The 25,819-nt window shown below is 55.4% G+C and carries 24 protein-coding genes; 14 read left to right on the top strand and 10 right to left on the bottom strand.

What is annotated here, in order from left to right:
* Nucleotides 1-4: 4 nt before the first annotated feature.
* From CIK78_RS13445 to uxuA, 6 genes are all read left to right on the top strand, one after another.
* On the top strand, nt 5-1,027 hold the full coding sequence (locus CIK78_RS13445; protein ID WP_096281021.1) for a Zn-dependent oxidoreductase: 1,023 nt from the start codon (nt 5-7) through the stop codon (nt 1,025-1,027).
* Nucleotides 1,028-1,097: 70 nt separating this feature from the next.
* Nucleotides 1,098-2,066 carry a TRAP transporter substrate-binding protein gene (locus tag CIK78_RS13440; protein ID WP_096281019.1) on the top strand — a complete coding sequence of 323 codons (969 nt, stop codon included), beginning with the start codon at nt 1,098-1,100 and terminating at the stop codon, nt 2,064-2,066.
* Nucleotides 2,035-2,751, top strand: coding sequence for a TRAP transporter small permease (locus CIK78_RS13435; RefSeq protein ID WP_255249102.1), 717 nt, complete (start codon nt 2,035-2,037; stop codon nt 2,749-2,751). Before CIK78_RS13440 ends, CIK78_RS13435 begins: the two co-directional genes overlap by 32 nt.
* Before the next feature lie 2 nt (nt 2,752-2,753).
* The gene (locus CIK78_RS13430) at nt 2,754-4,037 is read left to right on the top strand and encodes a TRAP transporter large permease (RefSeq protein ID WP_096281017.1); all 1,284 of its coding nucleotides are present in this window, start codon (nt 2,754-2,756) and stop codon (nt 4,035-4,037) included.
* A gap of 2 nt (nt 4,038-4,039) precedes the next feature.
* The gene (locus CIK78_RS13425) at nt 4,040-5,512 is read left to right on the top strand and encodes a mannitol dehydrogenase family protein (protein WP_096281015.1); all 1,473 of its coding nucleotides are present in this window, start codon (nt 4,040-4,042) and stop codon (nt 5,510-5,512) included.
* A gap of 10 nt (nt 5,513-5,522) precedes the next feature.
* Nucleotides 5,523-6,701 (top strand): mannonate dehydratase, encoded by a 1,179-nt coding sequence (gene uxuA, locus CIK78_RS13420; RefSeq protein WP_096281013.1) that lies wholly within the window; start codon nt 5,523-5,525, stop codon nt 6,699-6,701.
* 71 nt (nt 6,702-6,772) lie between these two features.
* Here uxuA and CIK78_RS13415 read toward each other — a convergent pair whose 3' ends face one another.
* The 4 genes from CIK78_RS13415 to CIK78_RS13400 all read right to left on the bottom strand — a co-directional run bounded on the left by CIK78_RS13415 (nt 6,773) and on the right by CIK78_RS13400 (nt 11,154).
* Nucleotides 6,773-8,269, bottom strand: coding sequence for a sodium:solute symporter family protein (locus tag CIK78_RS13415; RefSeq protein WP_096281011.1), 1,497 nt, complete (start codon nt 8,267-8,269; stop codon nt 6,773-6,775).
* Nucleotides 8,270-8,412: 143 nt separating this feature from the next.
* The gene (locus tag CIK78_RS13410) at nt 8,413-8,805 is read right to left on the bottom strand and encodes a RidA family protein (protein WP_096281009.1); all 393 of its coding nucleotides are present in this window, start codon (nt 8,803-8,805) and stop codon (nt 8,413-8,415) included.
* Nucleotides 8,802-10,289 carry a D-aminoacylase gene (locus CIK78_RS13405; protein ID WP_096281007.1) on the bottom strand — a complete coding sequence of 496 codons (1,488 nt, stop codon included), beginning with the start codon at nt 10,287-10,289 and terminating at the stop codon, nt 8,802-8,804. Before CIK78_RS13405 ends, CIK78_RS13410 begins: the two co-directional genes overlap by 4 nt.
* A 1-nt stretch (nt 10,290) precedes the next feature.
* Nucleotides 10,291-11,154, bottom strand: a complete 864-nt coding sequence (locus CIK78_RS13400) for a MurR/RpiR family transcriptional regulator (protein ID WP_096282385.1) — start codon at nt 11,152-11,154, stop codon at nt 10,291-10,293.
* Nucleotides 11,155-11,291: 137 nt separating this feature from the next.
* Between CIK78_RS13400 and CIK78_RS13395 the strand changes: the two genes are divergently transcribed.
* On the top strand, nt 11,292-12,500 hold the full coding sequence (locus tag CIK78_RS13395) for an amino acid deaminase (protein WP_096281005.1): 1,209 nt from the start codon (nt 11,292-11,294) through the stop codon (nt 12,498-12,500).
* Here the strand turns inward: CIK78_RS13395 and kduD are convergent.
* The 5 genes from kduD to CIK78_RS13370 all read right to left on the bottom strand — a co-directional run bounded on the left by kduD (nt 12,497) and on the right by CIK78_RS13370 (nt 17,085).
* Nucleotides 12,497-13,249, bottom strand: coding sequence for a 2-dehydro-3-deoxy-D-gluconate 5-dehydrogenase KduD (kduD, locus tag CIK78_RS13390; RefSeq protein ID WP_096281003.1), 753 nt, complete (start codon nt 13,247-13,249; stop codon nt 12,497-12,499). The genes CIK78_RS13395 and kduD overlap by 4 nt on opposite strands.
* Before the next feature lie 29 nt (nt 13,250-13,278).
* Nucleotides 13,279-13,968: an HAD-IA family hydrolase gene (locus CIK78_RS13385; protein WP_096282384.1), complete on the bottom strand. Its 690-nt coding sequence runs from the start codon at nt 13,966-13,968 to the stop codon at nt 13,279-13,281.
* A complete protein-coding gene (locus CIK78_RS13380) occupies nt 13,965-14,939 on the bottom strand; it encodes a D-glycerate dehydrogenase (RefSeq protein WP_096281001.1) in 975 nt (324 codons plus the stop codon). Before CIK78_RS13380 ends, CIK78_RS13385 begins: the two co-directional genes overlap by 4 nt.
* Nucleotides 14,940-14,968: 29 nt before the next feature.
* Complete coding sequence (locus tag CIK78_RS13375) at nt 14,969-15,952, bottom strand: sugar kinase (RefSeq protein WP_096280998.1); 984 nt, start codon at nt 15,950-15,952, stop codon at nt 14,969-14,971.
* A 104-nt stretch (nt 15,953-16,056) separates the two neighbouring features.
* Nucleotides 16,057-17,085 carry a LacI family DNA-binding transcriptional regulator gene (locus CIK78_RS13370; protein WP_096280996.1) on the bottom strand — a complete coding sequence of 343 codons (1,029 nt, stop codon included), beginning with the start codon at nt 17,083-17,085 and terminating at the stop codon, nt 16,057-16,059.
* 135 nt (nt 17,086-17,220) lie between these two features.
* Here CIK78_RS13370 and CIK78_RS13365 point away from each other — a divergent pair, with 135 nt between their 5' ends.
* The gene (locus tag CIK78_RS13365; protein ID WP_096280994.1) at nt 17,221-18,060 is read left to right on the top strand and encodes a methyltransferase domain-containing protein; all 840 of its coding nucleotides are present in this window, start codon (nt 17,221-17,223) and stop codon (nt 18,058-18,060) included.
* Nucleotides 18,057-19,076, top strand: coding sequence for a methyltransferase (locus tag CIK78_RS13360; RefSeq protein ID WP_096280992.1), 1,020 nt, complete (start codon nt 18,057-18,059; stop codon nt 19,074-19,076). The genes CIK78_RS13365 and CIK78_RS13360 overlap by 4 nt, the downstream gene beginning before the upstream one ends.
* 23 nt (nt 19,077-19,099) lie before the next feature.
* On the opposite strand, the gene CIK78_RS13355 is transcribed toward CIK78_RS13360, so the two are convergent.
* Nucleotides 19,100-19,855, bottom strand: a complete 756-nt coding sequence (locus CIK78_RS13355) for a FadR/GntR family transcriptional regulator (RefSeq protein WP_096280990.1) — start codon at nt 19,853-19,855, stop codon at nt 19,100-19,102.
* 260 nt (nt 19,856-20,115) lie between these two features.
* Between CIK78_RS13355 and CIK78_RS13350 the strand changes: the two genes are divergently transcribed.
* From CIK78_RS13350 to CIK78_RS13330, 5 genes are all read left to right on the top strand, one after another.
* Complete coding sequence (locus CIK78_RS13350) at nt 20,116-20,856, top strand: SDR family oxidoreductase (protein WP_096280988.1); 741 nt, start codon at nt 20,116-20,118, stop codon at nt 20,854-20,856.
* 22 nt (nt 20,857-20,878) lie between these two features.
* A complete protein-coding gene (locus CIK78_RS13345) occupies nt 20,879-21,721 on the top strand; it encodes a fumarylacetoacetate hydrolase family protein (RefSeq protein WP_096280986.1) in 843 nt (280 codons plus the stop codon).
* Nucleotides 21,722-21,990: 269 nt separating this feature from the next.
* Nucleotides 21,991-23,028 (top strand): zinc-binding alcohol dehydrogenase family protein, encoded by a 1,038-nt coding sequence (locus tag CIK78_RS13340; RefSeq protein WP_096280984.1) that lies wholly within the window; start codon nt 21,991-21,993, stop codon nt 23,026-23,028.
* Nucleotides 23,025-24,662 carry an altronate dehydratase family protein gene (locus tag CIK78_RS13335; RefSeq protein WP_096280981.1) on the top strand — a complete coding sequence of 546 codons (1,638 nt, stop codon included), beginning with the start codon at nt 23,025-23,027 and terminating at the stop codon, nt 24,660-24,662. The genes CIK78_RS13340 and CIK78_RS13335 overlap by 4 nt, the downstream gene beginning before the upstream one ends.
* Nucleotides 24,659-25,771, top strand: a complete 1,113-nt coding sequence (locus CIK78_RS13330) for a mannitol dehydrogenase (RefSeq protein WP_096280979.1) — start codon at nt 24,659-24,661, stop codon at nt 25,769-25,771. The genes CIK78_RS13335 and CIK78_RS13330 overlap by 4 nt, the downstream gene beginning before the upstream one ends.
* The last annotated feature ends 48 nt before the right edge of the window (nt 25,772-25,819 follow it).

Below are 25,819 nucleotides of genomic sequence, written 5' to 3'. Positions count from 1 at the left end.
GTCAATGAAAGCATTTCAAGTTAAGGCGCCGCACGATTATCAGGTTGTCGATATTGATACGCCCACGGCGAACGCGGGAGAAGTCTTGGTGCGAGTGGCGTTTGCCGGTATCTGCGGCTCTGACATGCACATCATCCATGGCGATAATGCCTTCGTTCGCTTTCCACGTATTACCGGCCATGAGTTTGCTGGCGTCGTCGAATCCCTAGGCGACAACGTCGAGGGTGTGGCTATTGGTGATCGCGTATGCGTTGATCCCGTAATCAGCTGCGGTGAGTGTTATCCCTGCAGAATTGGCCGCCCTAACGTGTGCAGCTCGCTGGAAGTCATAGGTGTGCATCGTGACGGCGGTTTTGAAGAGTTGGTGGCCGTTCCCGCGGCTAACGTGCACCGCCTGCCGGATCACATCGGGCTCGATGCCGCTGCTTTGGTTGAGCCTTACACCATCGCGGCCAACGTGCTTGATCGCATGCAGCCGCATCCTGGCGATTGCCTGATGATTCTTGGGGCGGGCGTTATTGGTATGACGATTCTACAAATGGCCTTAGCGAAGGGCATTAAAGACGTCATCGTCACGGACGTGATTAACGAGCGCTTGGCAGCGGCTAAAGAACTGGGTGCCACGCACGTGTTTAATAGCCGCGAGCATGATGTTGAACAAGAAGTGCTCGCCTTGACGCAAGGCGAGGGCGTACCGCTGATTGCCGATGCGGCCTGTGTTCCTGCGCTTTTACCTCAAATGCTGCGCCTAGCATCAGCTGCCGGGCGTATTGGTCTGCTCGGCTTTAGCGTTCAGCCCAGCGACCTTGTGCAGCTAGAGGTTATTAAGAAAGAGCTGACCCTCGTGGGGTCGCGTCTTAATAACCGTAAGTTTCCAGAAGTGCTTGGGCTAATGGCCAGTGGCCAGCTCGATCCACTGGCGCTGGTCAGCCATCGACTACCGCTTAGCGACATGCCTAGCGCCATCGACATGCTTGACCACCGTCCTGAAGAAGCTCGAAAGGTACTTATTCAAATTAGCACCTAGCGGCGCATGCCAACTCACGTTCAACCACGCTCGACTAACAATAAACAATGCAAATGTGCAGGAGTAGAAAATGATTAAACAGCTATTAACAACGGCGGTACTGGGAACGGTGCTGCTGAGTAGCCAAGCGGCATTAGCGGCAGACTACACGCTGCGTTTTGGTCACTTAGCCAACGAGCAAAATATTTGGCACCAGGCGGCGGAGAAGTTTAAGGAAGAGGTTGAGGCCAATTCCGACGGTCGTATTGAAGTTCGTCTTTATCCTAGTGAACAGCTGGGGAGTGAACTGGACGTGATTAACAGTATCCAGCTGGGAACAGCGGATATGACGATTACCGGCGAGAGCCTGCAAAACTGGGCGCCCAAGGCCGCCATGATGGCCGTTCCTTATGCCTTCAGGGACTCTGAGCATATGCAGGCCGCCATTAACGGCGATGTAGGCGCTCAGATTGAAGAGCAGATCACTGAGCGGACAAACCTGGTTCCGCTGGCGTGGTTTGAGCGCGGCCCGCGTGAGCTTACGTCCAACCGTCCTATTCGCACGCCTGATGATCTGGATGGCCTGCGCCTACGTGTGCCTAACGTGCCGCTGTTTGTTGATACCTGGCAGGCAATGGGCGCTCGTCCTACCCCCATGGCGTTTAGCGAAGTATTTACCGCACTTCAGCAAAACACGCTGGAAGGCCAGGAAAATCCGCTTAGTTTGATTGAAAGTGCCAGCTTCAATGAGGTGCAGGACTACGTCAACATGACCGGGCACGTGCGCAGCTGGATCTACGTCGTAATAGGGCGTAATCAGCTTGAAGACATGCCTGACGAGCTTCAGCAGGTAGTGCGCGATGCGGCGCAAACCATGCAGACGTATGAATCTGAGCTGTTCATCGAAGACCAGGCTCGTCTGGAGCAAGCCCTGCAGGAACGCGGTATGGAATTTGTGGAAGTCGATCTTGATGCGTTCGCCGAAAAAGCGCGCCCAGCGGTACTTAAGGCGTTAAACGAAGAGCAGCGTGAGCTTTTCGACGCTATCCAAGACCTGTAAGGCCGTTGGTAATAAATTTGTAGTAATTGGTAATGCGGGTGGGCTGGTTTCGTGCCAGCCCATCGGCCATCTGCAAGAACAGCTTGCCCATGAGGATACGTTTATGAGCTCGGATCAAAAAGCGCTTGAACAGGAAGCGTTAGACAGTCTGGATTCGATGTCGTCGGTGCCAAAGATCCAAGGCCCCATTGGGCGCATGATTGGCTGGGTGGATACCTGTTTTCTGACCCTGTCGGTCATGGCATTAATTGCCATTGCTGCCACGGTACTGCTGCAAGTTTGTTCACGGCTGTTTCTACCGTTTTCCATTGCCTGGACTGAAGAACTCTCGCGCTATTTGTTTATTTATATGGTGGCTTTGTCGGCAGGCGTTGTACTGCGTCAGAACCGAAACATCAGCGTTGAGCTTTTTCATCACATGCTGGGCCCACGCGCCAAGGCTGGGTTTCAGGCACTGATTTACCTAATGGTGGGTTTATTTGCTTTCCTGGTGCTGCCGTACGCTTGGCAGTACGCACAAAACGGCGTATGGCAAACCTCGCCAACGCTGCGTGTACCTATGCTGTATATTTTTTTCTCAACGGTAGTCACCTTTGCGCTGCTCCTGGTTTACAGCTTGCTAGGATGCCTTGAAGGAATTATCGCAATGTGTCGCTCCTCTGCCTCGCTTGATCAGGAGTTGTAAGCATGGAAGTTATTATCCTCTTTAGCGTCTTTTTAGTCTTACTGGTAGTGGGAATGCCCATCGCGTTTGCGCTCGGCATCGCGTCATTGTCTTATCTACTGTTGGAAGGTATTTCGTTAACGATTGTGCCGCAACGTATGTATGCGGGCATCGACACCTTTGTATTGCTGTGTATTCCCGGCTTTGTGCTGGCAGGCAATTTGATGAATGTAGGCAATATCACTGAGCATATTGTGCGTTTTGCGAATGCGTTACTAGGCCATATCCGTGGTGGCTTGGGGCTTGCCAACGTAGGCGGCTCAATGATTTTTGGCGGTATTTCCGGCACGGCTGTCGCGGACTCAGCGAGCATTGGCGCGGTAATGATTCCGGGCATGGCGCGCTCAGGCTATGACAAGCCGTTTGCGGCGGCGGTCACCGCTGCATCGTCTACCGTAGGGCCGATTATTCCCCCCAGCGTGCCAATGATTATTGCGGGCTCTCTGAGTGGCATTTCAGTGGGCCGCATGTTCCTCGCAGGTGCCATTCCAGGCCTGCTGATGGGGCTTGCCATGATGATCACGGTTTACGTTCTGGCCGTGCGTCGCGGCTATCCAAAAGAGAAGCGCGTACCGGTAATGCAGCTGCTTAAAGAAGCCAAAACGGCGTTCTGGGCACTCTTGATGACCGTGATTATTCTTTACGGCATTATCGGCGGTTTTTTCACGCCGACCGAAGCATCGATTGTCGCCTGCCTTTATGCGCTGGTAGTCGGGATGTACGTTTATAAAGGACTGACGTGGAGAAAGCTTCCCTCGATCTTAGCCGACACCGTTTTAACCTCGTCGGCGCTGCTGCTAATGGTGGGGTTGGCAAACTTGTTTGGCTGGATACTGACCAGCGAGCAAATTCCTCAGATGATTGCGAGCCTGATTCTATCCATCAGCGATAATCCACTGATTGTACTTTTGATTTTGAATTTAATTTTGCTGTTTGTGGGTGCCTTTATGGAAACCATTGCAGCACTGATTATTCTGTTCCCCGCGCTGGTCGGCGTGGCGACGGGCGTTGGCGTCGATCCGGTGCACTTTGCGGTGATCGCCGTTATGAACCTGATGATAGGACTGACAACGCCGCCGGTGGGCGTCTGCCTATTTGTCGTCGCCGGGATTGGCAAGCTGCCGATGCTAACGGTCGCCAGAGCGATCGTACCGTTTCTGCTGTGCAATTTAGCTGTGCTGTTCCTCGTGACCTACGTGCCTGCCATTTCGCTTTGGCTGCCTAATCTATTGATGGGGAGTAATTAACAATGGCGACACAGCGCATAGACGCGATGCCTAAAACGGGCCAGATTGGGATTGTGCATTTAGGTTTAGGTGCCTTTCATCGTGCGCATCAGGCGGTTTACCTTGAGCGCTATCGACGGCGTAGCGGCGACGGTGAGTGGGGCGTATGCAGCGCAAACTTACGCTCAAGTATTGCATTAGTTGATAGCTTGCGCGGGGCCGATTATCGCTACCATGTGGCTGAATATGCCGATGCACAAACGCTAACGCTACGCGAAATCGGAGTTATCGAAGAAACGCTATTTTCTGGCTGTGATGCCGCCGGTAGCTGGGGGCGTGATCGAGAAGCGCTGCTTACTCGGCTAGCCGCGCCGACGACCCGTATTGTGACGTTAACCGTTACGGAAAAAGGCTACTTCCTTAATCCGGCTACCGGCGAGCTGCGCATTGATGACCCGATGGTGGCGGGCGACATTGCCTCGCCTCAGCAGCCCCGCACGGCGCCAGGGCTGTTGGTAGAAGCGTTAGCACGACGCTATAGCGCGGGCACTGAGCCGTTCACAGTGCTTTCTTGTGACAACATGCCCCATAACGGCCAGCGTACGCGAATGGCCGTTTTGCGGCTTGCCGAACAGCGTAGCGCTGAGCTGGCTCGCTGGATTGATCAGCGAGTCGCGTTCCCCAGCAGCATGGTTGACCGTATTGTGCCCGCCATGACCGACGCGGATTTCGAGCGCCTTGCGGCATTAGATGTTAACGACCCTAACGCCGTCGTGGGCGAGGCATTTTCGCAGTGGGTCGTAGAGGATAACTTCCCCTCAGGCCGACCCCGCTGGGAAACCGAAGGGGTTGAGATGGTGCGTGACGTCGCGCCGTTTGAAACCATGAAGCTGCGCATGTTGAACGGCAGCCACTCACTGCTGGCTTACCTTGGCGCATTAGCGGGTATCGAAACGGTGGTTGAGGGCGTAGGCCATCCAGCGCTGCGTGCGCTGTTGCGTCGCTATATGCTCGAAGAGGCAGCCCCTACGCTCGATATGCCGGAAGGGGCTGACCTTGTCGTCTATGCGGATTCGCTGCTGGCGCGATTTACTAATGACAGCCTGCGTCATCGCCTACAGCAAATTGCTATGGATGCCAGTCAAAAGCTGCCTCAGCGCTGGTTAACCGGTGCCTTGACTCGCGCTAATGCGGGGCAGGCTTCGCCGTGTGTGGCGCTGGGGGTGGCGGCATGGATCCACTATACCGCGGGCTATGATTTAAACGGGCAGGCATATTCTGTCGATGACCCGATGGCTATACTTTTTGCTGAGCTGCATCACATTCACGGTGATCATCCGGATGCGCTGGTTGGCGCGTTTTTGGCAATCGATGAAATAGTGCCTGCACAGCTTGCCGCGAATCAGCCATTTGTTGACGCGGTAGTGTCAGCGTATCGCGTGCTGAAACAAGGCGGGCTGAACGGGGCGCTAGCCGCGCTAAACAGCGAACAATAGGGAGAAAGTAATGGAGCATACGTGGCGCTGGTTTGGCCCTAATGATGCAATCCGGCTTGAGGAAGTACGCCAAACAGGTGCGACCGGCATTGTCACGGCATTGCATGAGATACCCAATGATCAGGTGTGGCCGGTAGCGGCCATTCAAGCGCGCAAGGCTATGATTGAAGCCGCCGGGCTGCGCTGGTCGGTGGTTGAAAGCGTGCCGGTAAATGAAGCTATCAAAAAAGGCCTGCCCGAGCGCGATGCGCTGATAGCAACGTATTGCCAAACGCTGCGCAACCTGGCGGCCTGCGGAATCGATACCGTTTGCTACAACTTTATGCCGGTGCTCGACTGGACGCGTACGGACCTTACCTATGCATTGCCGGATGGTGCGCTGGCGTTGCGCTTTGATCAAGTGGCCTTTGCGGCGTTTGATCTGTATCTGCTTCAGCGCCCAGGTGCCGAACAAGAGTACAGCGATGAAGATAAGGCTCAGGCGAGCCGCTATCTTGAAGGATTGGATAGCGGTGGACGCGACAAGCTCGTCAATACATTGGTTTCAGGGCTGCCCGGTGCTGAAGAGCACTATACGCTGGAGCAGTTTCGAGGCGTGCTGGCCGAGTACACTGAGATTGATGCGACGCGACTGCGGGATAATCTAGGCTATTTTCTGCAGGCCATTATCCCTGTGGCTGAAGAAGTGGGCATTCGTATGGCGATTCATCCGGATGATCCTCCTCGGCCGCTGCTGGGGCTACCTCGGGTTGTCTCAACCCGTGACGATGCCCAGTGGATCGTTGATTGCGTGCCAAGCCCGGCCAATGGTTTGACGCTGTGTACGGGTTCTTACGGCGTTCGTGAAGACAATGATTTGATTGCCATGACGCGTCACTTTGCCCCGCATATTCACTTTATCCACCTGCGCGCCACGCAGCGCGAAGAAGATGCCCGCTCGTTTCACGAGGCGCCGCATCTCAATGGTGACGTGGATATGGTCGGCGTCATAAAGGCGCTGGTGGAAGAGGAGTGCCGCCGTGAAAAAGAGGGTGGCGGGCGTTTGCCGCTCCGTCCCGATCACGGCCATCACATTCTGGATGATCAGCAGCGTAATACGGCACCCGGTTACCCGCTTTACGGGCGCATGCGTGGCCTGGCCGAGCTTCGCGGTGTAGAGCTTGCCGTGCGGCAGTTAGCCCTAAGTTAGTCGCTTAACGCGCAATGCAAAAAGCCCCGCTGATGTTTGTCACCAGCGGGGCTTTTTTACTCGGTTAGCCGCTAACTATTCGCGGATGTTTCCGTATTCGTCAAGGTTGGCTCAGGCACTTGCTCCATACGTTGGCGCTCCTGGTCTAGAATCGCCAGCGCCTGCTCTGAAGTGACGCGTGAGGCGGGTGTGATGAGAGTAACGATCACCCCAGCGGCCAAGGCGGCTAGCACTGCGGGAATGCTCGGATTACCCCAGAAAGCCGTCCATTCGCTGTTAGCAATAATGATTAGTGATGTTGCTGAAGCGAAAATTAGCGTAGCGATCGCGCCTTGCCAGTTATAGCGTGGCCAAAAACGACCCAGCATGGCTGTCACAAACAGGCCTGACAGTATCGTTGAGATCATGCGGGTGATGTAGGTGATCACATTGTCTGAGGCAAGCGCGAAGAGTAGCGCCAGGCCAATAGTGGCGACGAGCGCAATACGTGAAAAACGCACGACGTTGCGTGCTGAAGGTGTGCGTCCCGCTACGAGCACATATAAATCACGAATCAGCGTGGAAACACCGGCAAGGGCGTCTGAGCTTGCACTCGACATGGTCGCAGAAAGGCCGGCGACTAATAACAATAACCCTAGCCCGAGTGGCATGATTTCAGTCGCCAGAAAGGGGAACGCGTAGTTACTATTATCAAGCCCAGGATTAAGGGCGTGAGTGGCCATGCCAATGATTGCGGGGATGATAGAAAAGCCTAGGTAGAGCACCCCGGTAATCAAGAACGAGCGACGGACTGACTTCACTGACTCGCCAGAATAAATACGCTGGCGGAAAGACGGTGTTGCCAACACGCCAATAGCAATAACGGCCGCTAACGAAAGGGCGGGGAGTGCGCCTATTTTATCAATGCCTAGAAAGCTTGTGGCACTGACCTCCATGCCTGCCGTTAACCCTGAGAAACCGCCGACTTCGACCAAGGCAAGCACCGCCATTAAAATGAAGCCCGCGAAGAGCACAACGGCTTGAATGGTGTCGGTCCAGATAACCGCAAAATATCCTCCCACAACGCAATAAATGCCGAAGCCTAAGGCGACGAGAATGCGGGCAGTGGTTAGATCAATCCCTGCCATCCAGGAAAGATACAGACCGCCCCCCAGAATATGCGCGCCCAGCCAGCCGATGCAGGCGATATAGATCAGCAGGGCAACGACGTTGCGTACTAGACGGTTAGCGCCAACGTAGTAGGCCAATTCTTCACTCATGGTCATAAACCGAAACTTACGAACCGGCGCAAAACAAACGGCTAGCAATAGGATTCCCACAGCGCCGCCGAGCCCGTATAGCGCACCGGCCCATCCATTGGCGTAGCCGAAACCGACGGCACCCATACTGGAACCGGTACCCACCATAGTGGCCACCGTCGTGCCCACCGTCAGAAAGAGAGGAACGCTGCGCCCGCCAAGTAAAAAGTCGTCGCCACTGCCGCGTTTGTGTCTTGAAACCCACCATCCAAATACCACCATCGCGACAATGTAGAGCACAAAGGTGGTGAGGAATATTTGACTGTTCATGGTAACCTCTTATCGTTGTTTATCCGGCCGTTGCCGCGGCCGTCAGTAGGCAATGGAAGCGACTATCGCGAGGCTTTTTATCCTAATCACGCGGTAATCTGGCGCCGCACCCTTGCCGGGGTGCGGCGTTTTCTTTATGGCGTTTAGGCGCGGTCAGCGCGGTAACATTTCACGTCTACTTCCACTTTGCAGTCCACCACTAAGTCCTGAACGCTACAGATGCGCGCCGGCGGGTTATCGCCAAATATCTCCTTAAAGACTTTATTGAAAGAGCTAAAATAGCGTGCATCCGTTAGCACGGTGGTGACATGAACGACATCTTCGACGCCATATCCGGCTTCTTGCATGATGGCGATGCAGTTATCGAACGCGAGGCGGGTCTGCTCAACGATGCTGCCTTCAACGACTTCACCGTCGGTCATCGGCGTTTGGCCTGATACATATAGCCAGCCGCCTGCTTCTACGGCGCGTGCAAAGGGTAGCTTTTGTCCGCCGGTGCCTACGCCGCCTTCAGTGCCGTATCGAGTAATGCTCATGGTGTTTGCTCCTGGTTGGGTTGAACGATGAAATTGTTTTGAGGAATACGCTCAGTGCGGCGTAACATTCGCCCGTGGCGCTGGTCGGTAATAGCGCCCTGGTAATAGGCGACCCTGCCATTGACCACGACCATATCGATGCCTTTGGCCGCCGCGATGGGGGTTTCGTAATTGGCGGTATCTTCTAATGCGTCGAGATCAAAGAGAGTGAGATCGGCGTAGGCGCCGATGCGCACAGTGCCGCGATCCGTTAAGCCAAAGTTGGCCGCTGAAAGACTGGTCATCTTGCGCACCGCTTCTGCCAGTGGCATTAGGTTTAAATCACGGCTGTAATGGGCAAGAACGCGCGGGAAGGCGCCCCATAGCCGTGGATGCGGGTGCGGGTCGTTGGGCAGGCCATCGGAGCCCACCATGGAGAGCGGATGCGCGAGCACTTGCTGCATATCCGCCTCACTCATGTTGTGGTAAACCGCCCCTGCAGGCTGCAGCTGCTTTGCAGCGTCCAGTAATGACAAGTTCCACTCGGCAGCGATGTCTTTCAGCGGGCGCCGCGCCTGTTCTGGGTGGGGGTGTGACCAGGTAATCGTAATCTCAATTTCATCGGTCACTTGGCCCAGGTCGAGAGTAGAAGAACCCGCCGTGTAGGGGTAGCAGTCACAGTGAACATGTTGATGCTGTGCGGCGATTTCAAGTTTATTAAGTGCTTTCCCAGCACCGCCCCAGTTGCCTGCGCCGGCGCATTTTAGATGTGAGATCACTAGTGGAACTTTGCCATTGCGAGCAGTGCTAAAGGCCTCGTCCATCGCATCCAGTAAGCCGGCAAACTCATCGCGAAGGTGAGTGGTGTAAACGCCACCCGATTCCCCGACGACCGCTACTAGCGGGGCCATCTCTGCGCTCGGCGCGTGGATCGCATTACGATAAGCAAGTCCTGAACTTAGCCCAAGCGCGCCCTCACCAAGCGCTTGACGCAGACGTGAAGCCATCGAATGGATCTCGTCTTCGCTGGCTGGTCGCGAGAAACTATCCATGACCTGGCTACGCAAACTGGTGTGTCCCACTAATGCCGCCACGTTAATACTGGGCATCGCGGCGTCTACCGCGTTGGCATAGGCTGCAAAGCTTGAATAGCGGAAGTCTTCTAAATCGCCCAATAGGTTCATCGGGTCGGGAACGTCATGGGTTAGTGTGACGGGGCTGGCACTAATGCCGCAGTTACCCACGACCACGGTGGTTATTCCCTGGGTTAGTTTTGGCAGCATTGTTGGAGTACGCACGACATTCGTATCGTCGTGGGTATGAACGTCGATAAAACCCGGCGCCAGGTAGCGCTCTTGCGCATCAATAATGGTGGTGGCCGTTGCATCGGGCATATTGCCGATGGCGCAGATGCGTTCGCCTTGAATAGCAACATCAGCACGAAAATGTGGGGCGCCAGAGCCATCGAGCACATTGGCATTACGAATTAGCAGGTCATAGACCATTTTAGTCTCCTAATGGCTGGCGATTATCACCACCGCGATGGTCATCTAGGCTCAGCTTGAGCCGGCGCAGCTTAGTGCGCGAGCGCTCGCGATGGCGCATAGCAAGCTCAAGTGCCAAGACATCGATGACGGCAAGCATGGCGTAGCGTGATGCCGAAGGATGATAGATAAAGTCGGTTTCACGCGAGGTCACCGGCAGCACAATGTCGGCAGTGTTGGCGAGTGGCGAGTTCATCGCCGTAATAGCGATAACGGTGGCGCCGTACTGCTTGGCAATTTGCGCAGACTCCACCATTTCAGGGGTGTAGCCGGTGGCGGACAGCACGACCACCACGTCATCCGGCTCAAGCGTCGATGCCACCATGCGAGGCAACAGCGCTTGAGGATAGGCGCACACTGCATAGCCAAGGCGCACTAGGCGAAACTGAAGCTCCTGCGAGAGAATGCTAGAGCCACCTCCCGCGCCAAAAACGAGGATCTGTCGCGCTTTATCCAGCTGCTCAACGGCTCCGGGTATATCCGCCTGAGCGAGAAGATCTCGGTTAAACGCCAGCGTCTGCATAGCAATGTCATACACCACGCTTGAGCTATCGTCAGGGGTCGCTTCTTGAATAAAGCGTCGGCCTGCTGCCAACGCTCGATTTAAGCGTGTTTTTAAGTCGCGTACGTTGGTGCAGCCGACGGCGCGTGCAAAGCGAGTCACACTTGCATCGCTAACCCCGGCGCGCTGGGCAATCTCACCGATACTTGCTTCGGTGACAAAATCGATATCGGCGAAGATAAGCTCAGCCACTTTTTTTTCCGCATCGCGAAGCGCGCTAACGTCAGTCGTAATACGGGATAAAATATCTATTTCTTGGCTCACCGTGGACTCCTGAAGGTTGCCTTGCCTTAAAAGTATGTTAGTTTCTAACTTGAAGTCAATGAGTGTGAAAGTATCTAACATTGCCGCTTTGTCATTCATGATGATGAGGCGCAGGCAAAGAGCGAGGAGATGGGCGCATGGAAGTAGTGACGTTAGCAATGGAAAAAGGCAGCGTGGAACTGGGTCCCAATCTTTTGTCCGGTGTCAGCCTGCCCGCCGCCGTAGTGCATGAAGGGCCGCTTAACCATAACCTGGCTTGGATGCAACGGTTTGCAGAGGCCCACGGTGCTCGCTTAGCGCCCCACGGCAAGACCACCATGACGCCAGCACTGTTTCGTCGCCAGCTTCAGGCGGGGGCGTGGGGCATAACCCTGGCGACCGCGCCACAGTGTCGTGCCGCTTTCACTCACGGCGCCACGCGATTATTAATGGCCAACCAGTTAGTTGGGCAGGCGAATATGGCGATTGTCGCGGGCCTGATCGGGCAGGGGGCTACGTTTTACTGTGTGGTTGATAATCATGACAACGTGCGCGAATTAGGGCGCTTCTTTGCCGAACGTGGCTTGACGTTATCGGTTCTCATTGAAGTGGGCGTAGCGGGGGGGCGCTGTGGTTGCCGCAATCAGCAGGAAATTCTCTCGCTGGCGGAAGCCATCGCCGGTGAGCCGGCTCTGTCATTAGCGGGTTTAGAAGGCTATGAAGGCGTTGTTCACGGTGATAATCCAGAGGCGGGCATTCGTGCCTATGCCAAGTATTTAGTGGATGTTGCTCTAGAGCTTGAGGCTGAACAGCGCTTTTCAGAGCCCAACCCCATTGTGACGGCGTCGGGTTCTGCCTGGTACGACGTTATTGCTGAAGCCTTTCAAACATCCCTGCTTCAGGAGAAGTTTACCCCCGTACTGCGCCCCGGTTGTTACGTCGTACACGATCACGGGCTGTACCGTGAAGCGCAGTCTGCGGTGCTAGAGCGCCGCCCTGATTTGCATCAAGGACTTGAGCCGGCGCTGGAGGTTTTTGCCCAGGTACAGTCGCTTCCTGAGCCGGGGCTTGCCATCGTTGCGCTAGGAAAACGCGATATTGGCTATGACCCGTTACCGGTAGTCTTACGCCGCTATCGGGAAGGCGGTGACCCAGCGCAGCTTTTGTCAGTGGCCGGCTGGGAGGTGACGAACATCATGGATCAGCACACCTTTATAAAGCTTCCCGAAGGAGGGGCGGATATTAAAGTGGGGGATATCCTCGCTTTTGGCGCCTCCCATCCTTGCTTAACGTTCGATAAATGGCGCCAGCTGCTGCTGATAGACGCCGACCTCAACGTCAAGGAGCGCTTGGCTACCTGCTTTTAGCGAGCGAGCCAACCACCGTCAACGGCTAAGGTTTGACCATGCACGTAGCGAGCAGCGTCAGAGCATAAAAAGATCACGGCGCCCGCTAAGTCCTCGGGACTGCCCCAGCGGCCCGCTGGTATGCGGGCCAGGATTTCATCATGACGCTGAGGATCATCGCGCAGCGCTTGGGTATTGTCCGTTGCCATATAGCCAGGCGCGATGGCGTTTACATTGATATCCTGCGCAGCCCATTCATTGGCCATCAAGCGCGTCAGGCCTAGGATACCGCTTTTACTGGCGGTGTAAGAGGCGACGCGGATGCCGCCTTGGAACGAGAGCAATGAGGCAATATTGACGATTTTTCCCGGTGCCTTACGTTCAATGCAGTGTTTGGCAAGCTGCTGGGCCAGAAAGAACGCGGCCTTTAAGTTAACGTCTATTACCGAGTCCCAGTCGTCTTCAGAGAACTCAAGAGCCGGAGCTCGGCGGATCATGCCCGCATTGTTAATCAGAATATCCAGCTTGCCAGCGTGAGCGATGGCTTGATTAACGATTTCAGTCGGCGAGTGATGGCCTAACTCTGCTTCAACGCTGTAAAACCGCTTGCCTAAGGCCTCGACCTGCTGGCGCGTGTCGTCAGCAGGTTGGCGGCTGACGCCAACGATGTCTGCCCCTGCCTCGGCTAATGCCAAGGCAATACCTTGGCCTAAGCCTTTATTGCAGCCGGTGACCATGGCTACTCGGCCTTGTAGTGAAAATAGCTGCATTGACTCCCCCTATATATCACCCAGAAACACTAGACCGTTGCTTTAAGAGATAAGCGCGCGATAGCAGCGGGCAATTCACTGGCATGATGAATGCCCAGCGCGCCTTCAGGCGTGTGCTCTTCTTCTGGAAAGTGATTGAGATGCACTACATGCATACCTGCTTTCAGCCCCGCTTCTACGCCCACGGCCGCGTCATCAATCACGATGCACGCCTGGGGGGCGTAGCCCATGGCAGTGGCCGCTTGGCGATACAGCTCAGGGTCGGGCTTCCACACATTAAGTGTATAGGCGCTGAATAGACGGTCGCCAAAATAATGACCTAGCTCGGTGCTTTCTAGCGCACAGCGAATTTTGGGTTCAGGGCCATTGGAAACCACCGCTTTAGGGTGGGCTCCTAGCTGTTCCAGCGCGGCGGGCATGCCGGGAATAGCTTCAAGCTCTGAGCGCATACGTGTCTCCATACGTGCACGCATGCCAACTTCAAGCGCCGAAAACTCGCTGTCAGTGAGCGCTTGAAAGCGGCTTTCCAGCGTTTGAACGATGGTCTTAAAACGCACCCCCCGAAATTCCTCCATGTACTGCGGGGCGGAAAACGGCAAACCGAATTCGGGAAGAATGGTCCCCATGACGTCGGCGAGCAGCACCTCGCTATCAACCAGCGTGCCGTCGCAGTCAAAAAGCAGGCAGAAAGGCGCCGCTGCTGGCGTCGCGCTGCTCATCGCCATGTTTCTTCGTTGACCAGGCTAATGGGCCGCTCGCCCTGCAGCGCCAGGCGGATATTATCCACCGCACGTTGGGCCATCGCATCGCGCGTTTCATGAGTGGCAGAGCCAATATGAGGCAAGGCCACGACATTCGCCATCGTGGTTAGCGGTGATGAAGCTGGCAGCGGTTCTTGCTCAAACACATCCAGGCCGGCTGCTTTAATCACGCCGTTTTCGAGTGCCTGGATCAGCGCATTTTCATCGACCACTTTGCCGCGGGCGATATTGATGAAGATGCCCGATGGCTTCATCAGTGCAAACTCTTGGGCGCCGATCAGATGTTCGGTTTCAGCGGTAAGAGGAACCGTCACGCAGACAAAATCGGATTCAGCCAGCAGCTCGCTGAGTTCGCGGTGCTGGGCGCCCAGTTCGCGGTCTAATTCAGGCTTGGCAGAGGCTTTAGCGTAAAGCACCTTCATGCCAAACCCCAAGGCACCGCGCCGAGCGACGGCTTGGCCAATGCGTCCAAAGCCGACCATGCCTAGCGTTTTGCCGTGCACATCGCTACCGAACTGTTCAGGGCCAACGCCGGCCTGCCACTGGCCATCTTTGACCCACTGGGCTAATTCAACCACGCGCCGTGCGGTGGCCATAATAAGCGTAAAGCCCGTATCAGCAGTGGTCTCGGTGAGTACGTCAGGCGTATTACACAGCATGATGCCGCGCTTAGTGAGTTCATCAACGGGGATGCTGTCATAGCCAACAGAGATGGTCGCGATGGCGGCAAGATTGGGCGCGGCATCCAAAATCTGTGCCGTAATTGGCAGGCCGGAACCCACAATGCCATGGGCCTTGGCTAATAATGCGCGACTCTCTGGGGCATCAAGCTTGGCTGATTTAGGCAGTACGTCTACCTCAAACAAGCCGCTAAGCTCTGCTAGCTGAGCATCGTTAAGACGTCCTTGAACCACTAAGCGTTTTTTCACTGATACTTCCTTATTAAAATTGTGTCGAGTTAAGCCGTCGGCTGGCCGGCTTCAAGCATGCTTAGCCGCTCGCGATCAGGCAGGCCTTCCATATCGCCAATGACCTGAATCGCTTGGGCGCCGATCAGATTGCCGCGCATGACCGCTTGGCGTGCCGAGCGGCCGTCTAACAAGGCGCTGACAACACCCACTGCGAAGCCATCGCCGGCACCTACGGTATCCACAACCTCGTCTACTTGGCAACCGTCTACAGTAAAGCTCTCTTCTTGACCGTCTAAATGGCCGCGATAATAGCTGCCTTCCGGCCCCAGCTTGATAATGACGGCGCTAGCGCCTTGATCAAGATAGTAACCTGCTACGTCATAGGGCGTCTTCTGGCCGGTAAGTAGCTGGCCTTCTGAAAGCCCTGGCAATACCCAGTCAGACAAGGCGGCAAGGGCATTGAGCGTCTCGCGCATGTCAGATTCACTGGCCCACAGGCTGGGGCGTAAATTGGGATCAAAGGAGATGCTGGCACCGCCCGCGCGTGCCTCTTTGAGCATGTGATAGGAGAGCTCGCGGGCGCTGGCAGACAGCGCCGGGGGAATGCCGGTCGCGTGCACATGGCGAAGCGCCGCGAAATCGACATTGCTAGCGTCTTGCGGGGTTAGGTGGCTGGCGGCGCTGCCGCGACGAAAATACTCAACGCGCGGGTCGGCACCATCCAGCGCACGCTCTTTGAACAGCAGCCCCGTAGGGTGTTCGATATCGTTATGCAGATAGCGGCAGTCGAGCCCTTCATGCTCTAGCGTTTGGCGAATAAAGTCGCCAAAACTGTCACTGCCCACTCGGCTCAACCAGCCAACATGAAACCCTAATCGCGCCAAGCCGATCGCGACATTAGTGTCCGCTCCTGCAATGCGGCGCTGAAAATGTTCTATTTCCGAAAGCTTGCCCGGCGACTGCGCCACAAACATGGTCATGGCCTCGCCAAAGGTGAGAATTTCCGGGTGATTTGAAAATGAAGGATGCATAAGTCATCTCGTAATGTTGTGAGTATCCCGATATGGGAACGATACCATTTGTGACCGCAATGATTAATTCGTGATAGCAGTGATTGATTTGTACTGCAAAAATATTAGCGCTGTGTAGAGCCGCGTGCCATCAATGTGGGTGGAAAGCTGAGCTGCTTGGGCATGGCCACTTTGGTAGGCGTAATGCGGTGCATTAAACAGTGCACCGCAGTTTTGCCGATTGTATCGGTGGGCTGAGCTAGTGTTGTGATGCCGGGGGCGACGAGTGCACACCAGTCGAGCTCATCGATGCCCATTAGGCCTACCTCGCCCAGGTGTAGCCCGAGTTTTTGAAACAGCCGTGCGACGTCTAACGTTACGTTGCCGTTAGCGCATAGAACTGCGCAGCTCAGCGAACTGTGCTCGCTGAGAAAGCGGCGAAGCGTCTCAAGCGCGGTGGTATCTCCATCGCTATCGCCATCGGCTGGTAGCAGCAGCGTGGCATGAGCCAATTCGCGTTGTGTGGCGTCGTGGTTAAAGTGGGTTAGTCGCTGCTGTCGGCTACTCGACCGCTCAGGCGCTTCGCTGACATACAGCACGGCTTGGTAGCCTTGAGCGGTAAGATGATCGAGCGCTAGCGCAATGGCTCGCTGGTTGTTGAGGCCCACCACCTCTGTATCGACGTGATTTACTTCACGGTCGAGCAAGACAACGGGTGTTCCCTGGCTGATAAATTGATGCAGCTGGCGCTCGGGACTACCGGCGGCATTAACAACCAAGCCTGCCACCTGATAAGCGCCTAGCAGCGCTAGGTGCTGACGTTCCTGCTCGGGGTCATTATCGGTGTTACACATCAGCAGCGAATAGCCATGCTGGCGGCACGCCTGTTCAACGCCGTGCGTAATCGCGACCGAAAAAGGGTTGCGTATATCCGCTACCAGTATACCGATTAGCTTGGAGTGGCCGCCTTTTAAGCCGCGTGCCATTTGGTTGGGCTGATAGCCCAGACGCTCTGCCGCTTCGGCAATACGTGCCTGTAGGGGCGGAGACAGCCGCTCGCGCTCATCGCCAAAGTAACGTGAAACGCTGGTTTTAGACGCACCGGCTAAGCGAGCGACTTCAAGAAGGGTGGAGCGGCGAGCGGCGGTAGACATAGCGAACAACTGCGAAATGGGAACGTTCCCACGATAAAAGGTTTAGCGCGTGGGAGCAACCGATTTACAAGCAAGCGTTTGACGGCTAAGGAAGGTAAACTACGTGCCCTTTATGCCTAAAGCGACGCCCGTGGTATGCACCCCAACGATATGTCGAAGAGCAACCTCATAAGTAGCTACGAATTAACGCAGGCTGGCGATCGCTATTTTGACGGGTTAGCCGACAAATTTTCCCGCTCTCTTTATCAAGCGCCCCGAGGCGAGCTGCGCTTAGCCATGCTCGACTATTTGCTACCCACCATGCTGCAGCTAAATGGCCAAAAGGTACTAGATGTGGGCGGGGGGTTGGGCCAGCAAGCGGCGTGGTTTGCTGAGCGAGGGCATGCGGTGACCATGTCTGAGCCTTCAGAGGAGATGCTGAATTACGCTAAGCATTGGCATCGTGACGTGAAATCGCTACCGGAAGAGGCCGTTACTTATGTGCAGGCGCCGCTGCAGTCATTAGCCGATCAGGCGCCCGGACCATGGGCGCTGATTACCTGTCATGCGGTGCTGGAGTGGCTGGGCGATCCGCGGGCGGCAGTGGCTACCTTGAGCACGTTATTAGCGTCCGGCGGGCAGCTGAGTTTGATGGTATTCAATCGCGACGCGCTGCGTTTTTCGAACGCGGTCAAAGGCAATCTAGAAAAGGCTTTGAGCGATCGCTTAGCAGGTAAAGGCAAGCGCCAGCGATTGACGCCCATTTCACCCGTAACCCACGCTGATATTGAGCAGTGGAGCGCTGAGAACGGGCTGCGAATAGAGACCGTCGCCGGCATTCGTGTGTTCCAAGATTATTTGCGCCAGCCGCCCACGACGCCCGTTGAGCGTGAAACGCTGCTGGCGCTGGAAAAACAGTACTGCCGCCAAGACCCGCATTGGCGCCTAGGCCGCTATCTACTTTATACATTAAGCAAACCGGAGATCACTGAATGAGCGCAAGAGTGCCCGCGTGTCAGTTACTAGAACGTCAGCAGGATAATTATGCCGCGCTGTGGGTCATTGACCCTCCTATGGATAGCTGGCTGGTGGATCAGTCAGCGGGCGTGGTCAGTGGCAATCAAGGCGTGCTGAACGAGTGGGCCGCCAAAGGCAAGCAAGCCCACAACCCTTTTGAAATAGCTGTCGGTGAGCCGTTGGGCAAAGAGGTCGTATTATTTTGGCCCAAAGCTCACCAGCTGGGTATCTGGTGGCTTAAGTGGCTATGCGAGCAGCTACCCACCGGTACATCCATTGAGGTAGTGGGTGAGCATCAGGGGGGCATCAAGCGGGTTCCTAAGATATTGGCTGAGCTGGGGATGCCATGTGATAAGCGAGATAATGCGCGGCGCTGCTCGCTTTTTGTTACTCGCAGCGCGGCGTTAGAGTTAGCCAGTGGAAATGCGGCCAGCGAAAGCGCTTGGCAACGTTTTGAGGCCGTCGGGGTAACGCTGGAGAGCCATCCCGGCGTGTTTGGCCATGGCAAAGTGGATGAGGGCACGCTGCTGATGCTGGAAAGTCTTGACAGCTGTTTGCCAAACAAGCCGCTTAAAGTGCTCGATATGGGCTGTGGTGACGGCATTGTGAGCGCTTGGCTGGCGCAGCGTGGCCATCATGTGACCGCTGTCGACGTCAGCGCTTTTGCAATAGAAGCTTGTAAGCGCACGTTGGCTGCAAATGGGCTGGCAGGGCGTGTGCTGCACAGTGATGTTTTTAGTGCGCTGGAAGGCGAGCAGTTTGACTGGATCATCAGCAATCCGCCGTTTCACAAAGAGCGTGATATTAGCTATGGACCCAGCCAGCGCTTAATCAGCGGAGCGCCAGAGCATCTCGTCGCGGGTGGCCGTTTAGTGATTGTCGCCAATGGATTTTTGCCTTACCCAGAGCACTTGCAGCGCGCGTTCCAAGACTTTCAAACCCTGGCGGATAACCGTCGCTTCAAAGTCTATTCAGCGATCAAACCATCGCGTTAGTGCGGTGGCTTAAGTACGGCGGCTCATTCTGCGAAGAAAACGTTGAGCACGTGGTCGAGATGTACTTCCATCGCATGGCGGGCCGCATCGGGATCACGTGCCTCAATGGCCTCGACGATTCGTTCGTGGTCGTCCTGAGAGCGTTGCGGCATGTCCGTTTCCATAAACAAGTCTTGGAGTCTGCGGAACATGGGGCCGTATTTATGCCCAAGCAGGTGCTTGATCAACAACGCATAGGCCGCGTTGCCCGATGCTTCGGCAATGCGGATATGCAGCAGGCGATCCCCTGCGCAGTTGCGCCCGCCGTTGGCGTTGTCGGACACGTTGCGCTTATACGCTAAGCGCATCGCTCTTAGATCATCTTCAGATGCATTCTGGGCTGCCAAGGCGGCAATTTCTGGCTCCAGATAGCGGCGCGTCTGAAGGAGGGAAAAGGGCGGAATTTCTTCATTTAAATTGAGCTCGATTTCGCTCTCGAACTCGGGGTCCAGCGCCCAGGGTTCGGTGCGTGCGGCTGCGCGCATCACCGGTTCGATAGGCGTGTAGCGAGACTCAAGTACCACCACGCCATAGCCAACACGCACGGCCACTTGGCCTACTACTTCTAGGGCAATCAAGGCTTCTCTAACGGATGCACGACTAACGCCAAGCGATAGGGCAAGCTCGCGCTCAGGAGGGAGCAATGTTCCCGGAGGGAATTCTCCTTCGCTGATAAGCTGCTGAAGCTGATCAGCAATCTGACGATAAAGGCGCTGTGAGCGGATGGCTTGAATCGGCATTCGTGGTGCTTCCTGTCCATTTTTTCGATGGTTTTCGGCTACAAGGCGTGGCGACTAAAGTCTATAAAGACAAAAGTTTATAGCGACTAAAGTTCATCTCTAAAAACCGGCATTTGGTCTTTTTGTGGCTTGCCAGGATGAAAGAAACTCGCTCATACTCGATCTATTGGTCAGGCCATTGGATGTCTGGATGATTTGGCCTTATGTATGTTCCCACGATTTTCAGAGACGTGCCATCGCTATTAAAGGTGTGACATAGCATGAGACTCAAGAATAAAACTGCACTGATCACCGCCGCTGCGAACGGTATTGGGCGTGCCAGCGTCGAGCGTTTTGTTGCCGAAGGCGCGCGCGTATTCGCGACCGATATCGATATTAGCAGCCTAGAAAATATGCCGGGCGTGGAGGCGTATCGCCTAGACGTAACGGACAGCCAAGCGATTCATGAGCTGGCTAGCTCGCTGCCAGCATTGGACATACTGTTTAACTGCGCAGGCATGGTTCCTGGTGGCAACATTCTGGAGTGCGACGAAGCTTCGTGGCAGCGCTCCATGGACCTAAACGTCACCTCGATGTTTCATACCCTGCAGGCTTTTCTGCCCGGTATGCTGAACAACGGTGGTGGCAGCGTTATCAACATGGCGTCACTGGCATCTAGCATTAAAGGTGTGCCCAATCGCTGCGCCTATGGTACCTCTAAGGCGGCGGTGATTGGGCTAACCAAGTCGGTAGCCGCCGACTTTATGACCCAAGGTATTCGCTGTAACGCGATTTGTCCTGGTACCGTTGAGTCGCCTTCGTTGAAGCAGCGTATTGCTGAGCAGGCCCGCCAAGAAGGGCGCAGCGATGCCGAGGTGCTTGAGGCGTTCAAGGCGCGGCAGCCAATGGGTAGGCTAGGGCGCGTTGAAGAAGTGGCAGCGCTAGCGACATTTTTGGCCTGCGATGAGTCGCAGTTCATTACGGGCACCACTCAGTTAATTGATGGTGGCTGGGCCAACTGATTATTATAGGAGTCATAATAATATGAAACTCGTACGTTTTGGACAGCCGGGCCAAGAGAAGCCGGGCATTATCGACAGCCAGGGCGCTGTGCGTGACCTTTCCGCCATCGTTGATGATATTGCCGGCGATGTGCTCAGCGATGAAGGGCTGCAGTCGCTTCGCGATCTGGATCTTTCATCATTGCCAGAAGTCGCGGCGGATACTCGCCTAGGGCCATGCGTTGGCCGCATTGGTAAGTTTATTTGCATTGGCCTTAACTATTCCGATCACGCTGCGGAAACGGGTTCTGAAGTGCCGCCAGAGCCGGTCATTTTTAACAAATGGACCAGTGCGGTGTGTGGCCCTAACGACAACGTGGAAATTCCCCGCGGCTCTAAGAAGACTGATTGGGAAGTAGAGCTTGGCGTGATTGTGGGTAAGGGCGGGCGCTACATTGATGAAGCCGATGCCATGTCTCACGTGGCGGGTTTTTGTGTGGTTAACGATGTCTCTGAGCGTGCGTATCAGCTGGAGCGAAGCGGCACCTGGGACAAAGGTAAAGGCTGCGATACGTTTGGCCCCTTGGGCCCCTGGCTTGTATCACGCGATGACGTTGCCGACCCTCATCAGCTGAATATGTGGCTTGAGGTGGATGGCCACAGATATCAAAACGGCAACACCCGCACAATGGTGTATCAGGTGCCTTTTCTGATTAGCTACCTGAGCCAGTTCATGAGCCTGCAGCCCGGTGACGTTATTTCCACCGGAACACCCCCAGGCGTGGGCATGGGCCAGCAGCCAGCGATTTATCTTCGGGACGGGCAGCAGATGCGCTTAGGCATCGATGGCCTGGGTGAGCAGCAGCAGCGCGTTGTTCAAGCTTAGGATAAATAGCATCAGTTAGATCTAACGTCGGCGTCAGCGGCTTACTATGCCGCTGACGCTTTAGTCAATGAGTTTGTCAGACCACACGCTGGTGAAATATTACGCCGCCAAAGGCCTGACCACTAGATCAATGTACCTGTGCATTTAACGTACCTATCAAGTCCAAGTACTTATCAAGTCCAAGTACTTATAACGTTAACGTACCTATCAGGCTGTGTGGCACATGGTCTGTGCTTGGTGACCAGTGCTACGCGAAAAGGAATGCTCTAATGCAAGTTCTCGTCTGTTCAAAACCGCATCACCTCGAATTAAGCCAGGCTAGCCGCCCAGCGTGCACCCCTGGCTACGCGGTTGTGCGTATTCGCCGTGTTGGTATTTGCGGTACGGATATTCACGCCTACGGTGGCAACCAGCCTTATTTTGAATATCCACGGGTGTTAGGCCACGAACTGGCGGGGGAGGTGGTCGAGGCCGCAGACGAGCAATCGCAGCATTTGATCGGTCAGAATGTTTACGTGATTCCTTATCTACATTGCGGTGAATGCCGCGCTTGCCTGCAGGGAAAAACCAACTGCTGCCAGCACATGCAGGTTATTGGCGTGCATCGAGACGGCGGAATGGCCGAGTACTTAGCCGTTCCGACCAGTCACCTTGTGGTCTCAAAAACGTTAAGCCTTGATCAGCTTGCGCTTGTGGAATGTATGGCTATTGGCGCGCATGCGGTACGGCGTAGTCAGCTGCAGGTGGATGAGCTGGCCGTAGTCGTTGGCGCCGGTCCTATCGGAATGGGCGTGCTGCAGGTTGCTAAAAGCCGTGGCGCACGTACGCTGATGGTAGACACTAATACTTCACGATTAGCTTTTTGCCGCGATGTGCTGGGTGCTGATGCCGTTGCGAATCCTCTGGAAGATGATGTTGCTGAACGAATCAGCCAATTGAACGGCGGGGCGCTGGCAGAGGTTGTTTTCGATGCAACCGGCAATCCTCGCGCTATGGAGGCCGGTTTCGATCTTGCCGGCCACGGCGGTCGTTATGTGTTGGTCAGTATCGTCAAAGCCGACATTGCATTTAACGATCCTGATTTCCATAAGAAAGAACTCACGCTGATGGGCAGCCGCAATGCGACACCTGAGGACTTTGCCTGTGTCGTGTCGCTCATGGAAAGTGGCGCTATCAATGCCGATGCGATGATTACGCATCGTGCACCGCTCACGGATGTGCCCGCCAAAATGCCGCAGTGGTGCGACCCTGCCAATCATGTCATTAAAGCCATGATCACCATCGATACTGACGAGGCGCACTCATGAGTGACCTGATTGCGACGCAGACGCCCCATCTCACCCTGCGGGTCCACGCGCTGGATAATGTCCGAGTGGCACTCACCGACCTGCCTGCAGGCACGGTGGTTGAAGATCAAGGCTCCCAGGTTACTCTCCCAGGCCCCGTGCGCCATAAACATAAGTTTGTGCTGGGTGACATGGCGGTTGGTGATTTGGTCGTCATGTATGGCGTTACGGTGGGTAAAGTGACTCAGCCGATTGCCGCAGGCGGCGCTCTTACCACCGAAAACCTGGTGCATTCGACGGATGATTTGTCTGCGAATAGTCAACAAACTGCGTGGCAGCCTCCCGCGGTCACCGCATTCGAGACGACCACGTTCGACGGCTATCACCGCCCCGATGGCCGAGTTGGAACGGCCAACGTGTGGCTCGTGGTGCCGTTGGTGTTTTGTGAAAACCGTAATGTTGAGGTGCTTCGCCAGTGCGTTGCTGATGCCTTGGGCGATGATCCCTTTCAAGACTACAAGCGCATGGCACGGCAGTTATTGCATGGCGAAAGTGCGGCTGCGTCCGCGATACCGTCGGCAGAGCGTTTGTTTCCTAACGTTGATGGCGTGCGTTTTCTGGTTCATCAGCTGGGCTGTGGCGGCACCGACGGCGATGCCGAAGCGCTCTGTCAATTGCTGGCAGGCTATATCTGCCATCCCAACGTAGCGGGGGCAACGGTGCTGAGTTTGGGCTGCCAGAAAGCGCAGATCACCATGCTACAAAATGCCATCGCAGAACGTGATCCAGCGGGCTACAAGACCGTTAGCTATTTCGAGCAGCAGCGCTCTGAGAGTGAAGAAGTGTTAATTCGCGATGCGCTAACGGCTATTTTTGATGGCCTCAAGCAAGCCAATCAAGTCACCCGGCAGCCCGCACCGCTTTCTGAGCTCACGCTAGGCGTTGAGTGCGGCGGTTCGGATGGTTTTTCCGGGCTTTCTGCCAACCCGCTAGTCGGCGCGGTGGTTGATCGTTTAGTGGCGCTGGGTGGCAGCGGGATTTTAAGTGAGTTTCCTGAGCTGTGCGGTGTCGAGCATGAGCTGCTGGCGCGCTGTAGTGATCCAAACGTTGCCGAGCGGTTTAGCTCGCTGATGACGGCCTATCAGCGTCATGCCCATGCGGTCGGCGCAGATTTCTCTATGAACCCTTCGCCGGGCAACGTGCGTGATGGCTTGATCACCGATGCGATGAAGTCAGCCGGAGCTGCCAAAAAGGGCGGCGATAGCCCGGTGGTTGACGTACTTGATTACACCGAGCCCATGACGCGTAAGGGGCTTAATCTACTGTGCACCCCAGGCAATGACGTGGAGTCGACAACAGGCTTAGTGGGCTCCGGCGCCAACCTTGTACTGTTTACGACCGGATTAGGTACGCCGACCGGGAACCCCGTTGCGCCGGTGCTGAAAATTGCCAGCAACAGCGAACTCGCTAGCCGTATGAGCGACGTAATCGATTTTGATGCCGGCCCTATTATTCGCGGTGAAACCGATATCGCGACACTGGCTGATGAGCTGCTGACGATGTGTATCGACACCGCATCGGGGCGCTATGTCACCAAAGCAGTGCGGCTTTCACAGCTGGACTTTATTCCCTGGAAGCGGGGCGTCTCGCTGTGAGTCTCTCGCTGCATCAAGCAAGCATCGTTCAGTTTGGCACCAGCCGGTTTCTGCTAGGCCACGTGGCCGCCTTTGCTGGCGAGGCCATAGCTCAAGGGGTTAGCCAAGAGGCTGTACTGGTAGTGCAGACCTCTGATCGTCCCGAAGGCAAAGCCAAAGCCTCGGCCTTGGCGCAGCAGGCTAGTTACCCTTTACATGTTAAAGGCTTGCGCGACGGCTTACCTGTCGATGAGCAGTATTCGGTTGGCAGTGTGGCCGGCTGTATGGTGGCTGCACAAGAGTGGGCGTCATTAGCGCGCCACTTTATCGATACGGCCCGCTGGGTAGTGTCCAATACGGGCGATAGCGGCTATCAGGTCGCCAATGATTCCAGCTTGGCGGATGTGCCTTCAAGTTTCCCAGGCAAACTTACCAAGCTGCTTTATGCGCGTTTTCAGGCAGGGCGGCCGGGACTGACGCTGCTTCCTTGCGAGTTGATTAGCCGCAACGGTGACGTGCTAAAAGAGCTTGTCGCTACCTTGGCGCGAATGGACTATCAAGATACCGACTTTGACGCATGGCTGGTGTCCCAGTGCTGCTGGGTCAATACGCTGGTAGATCGTATCGTTTCAGCGCCGCTTGAACCCGTCGGCGCCGTTGCCGAACCCTACGCGCTTTGGGCCGTGCAACAAACGCCAGGCCTAGTCATGCCGTTTGAACATTCTGCCGTGCAAGTGGTGAACTCACTGCAGCCTTATGAATTACGCAAACTGCATATTCTCAATCTGGCGCACAGTTACCTGATAGACCAGTGGCGCTATCTGGGTTTGAGTGAATCAATAACCTACGTAAGAGAAGCCATGCAGGAGCCGCGGCTGCGTACGGCGCTTAATGAGCTGATGGCAGAAGAGGTGCTGCCCACATTATCCCGTGAGCTGCCCGACATGGACTTAGAAAGCTACTGGCAGAGCACGCTGGAGCGATTCGATAATCCGTATCTGGATCACCGCTTAGCAGATATCGCGAACTATCACCACGACAAGCTGGAGCGTCGTTTGAAACCCGTGGTGAGCATGGCTAAACAACATAACATTCTAACGCCTCGGCTTGAAAAGGCCCTTGAGCGATAAGCATTGGCAACCGCGGCTTACGATGTATTTGGCCGTCACTATTACTGC

The organism is Halomonas sp. JB37 (assembly GCF_002332255.1).
Classification (GTDB): domain Bacteria; phylum Pseudomonadota; class Gammaproteobacteria; order Pseudomonadales; family Halomonadaceae; genus Vreelandella; species Vreelandella casei.
Note: the sequence above shows the minus strand (reverse complement) of the source record. Positions and strands in the feature narration are given on the sequence as shown.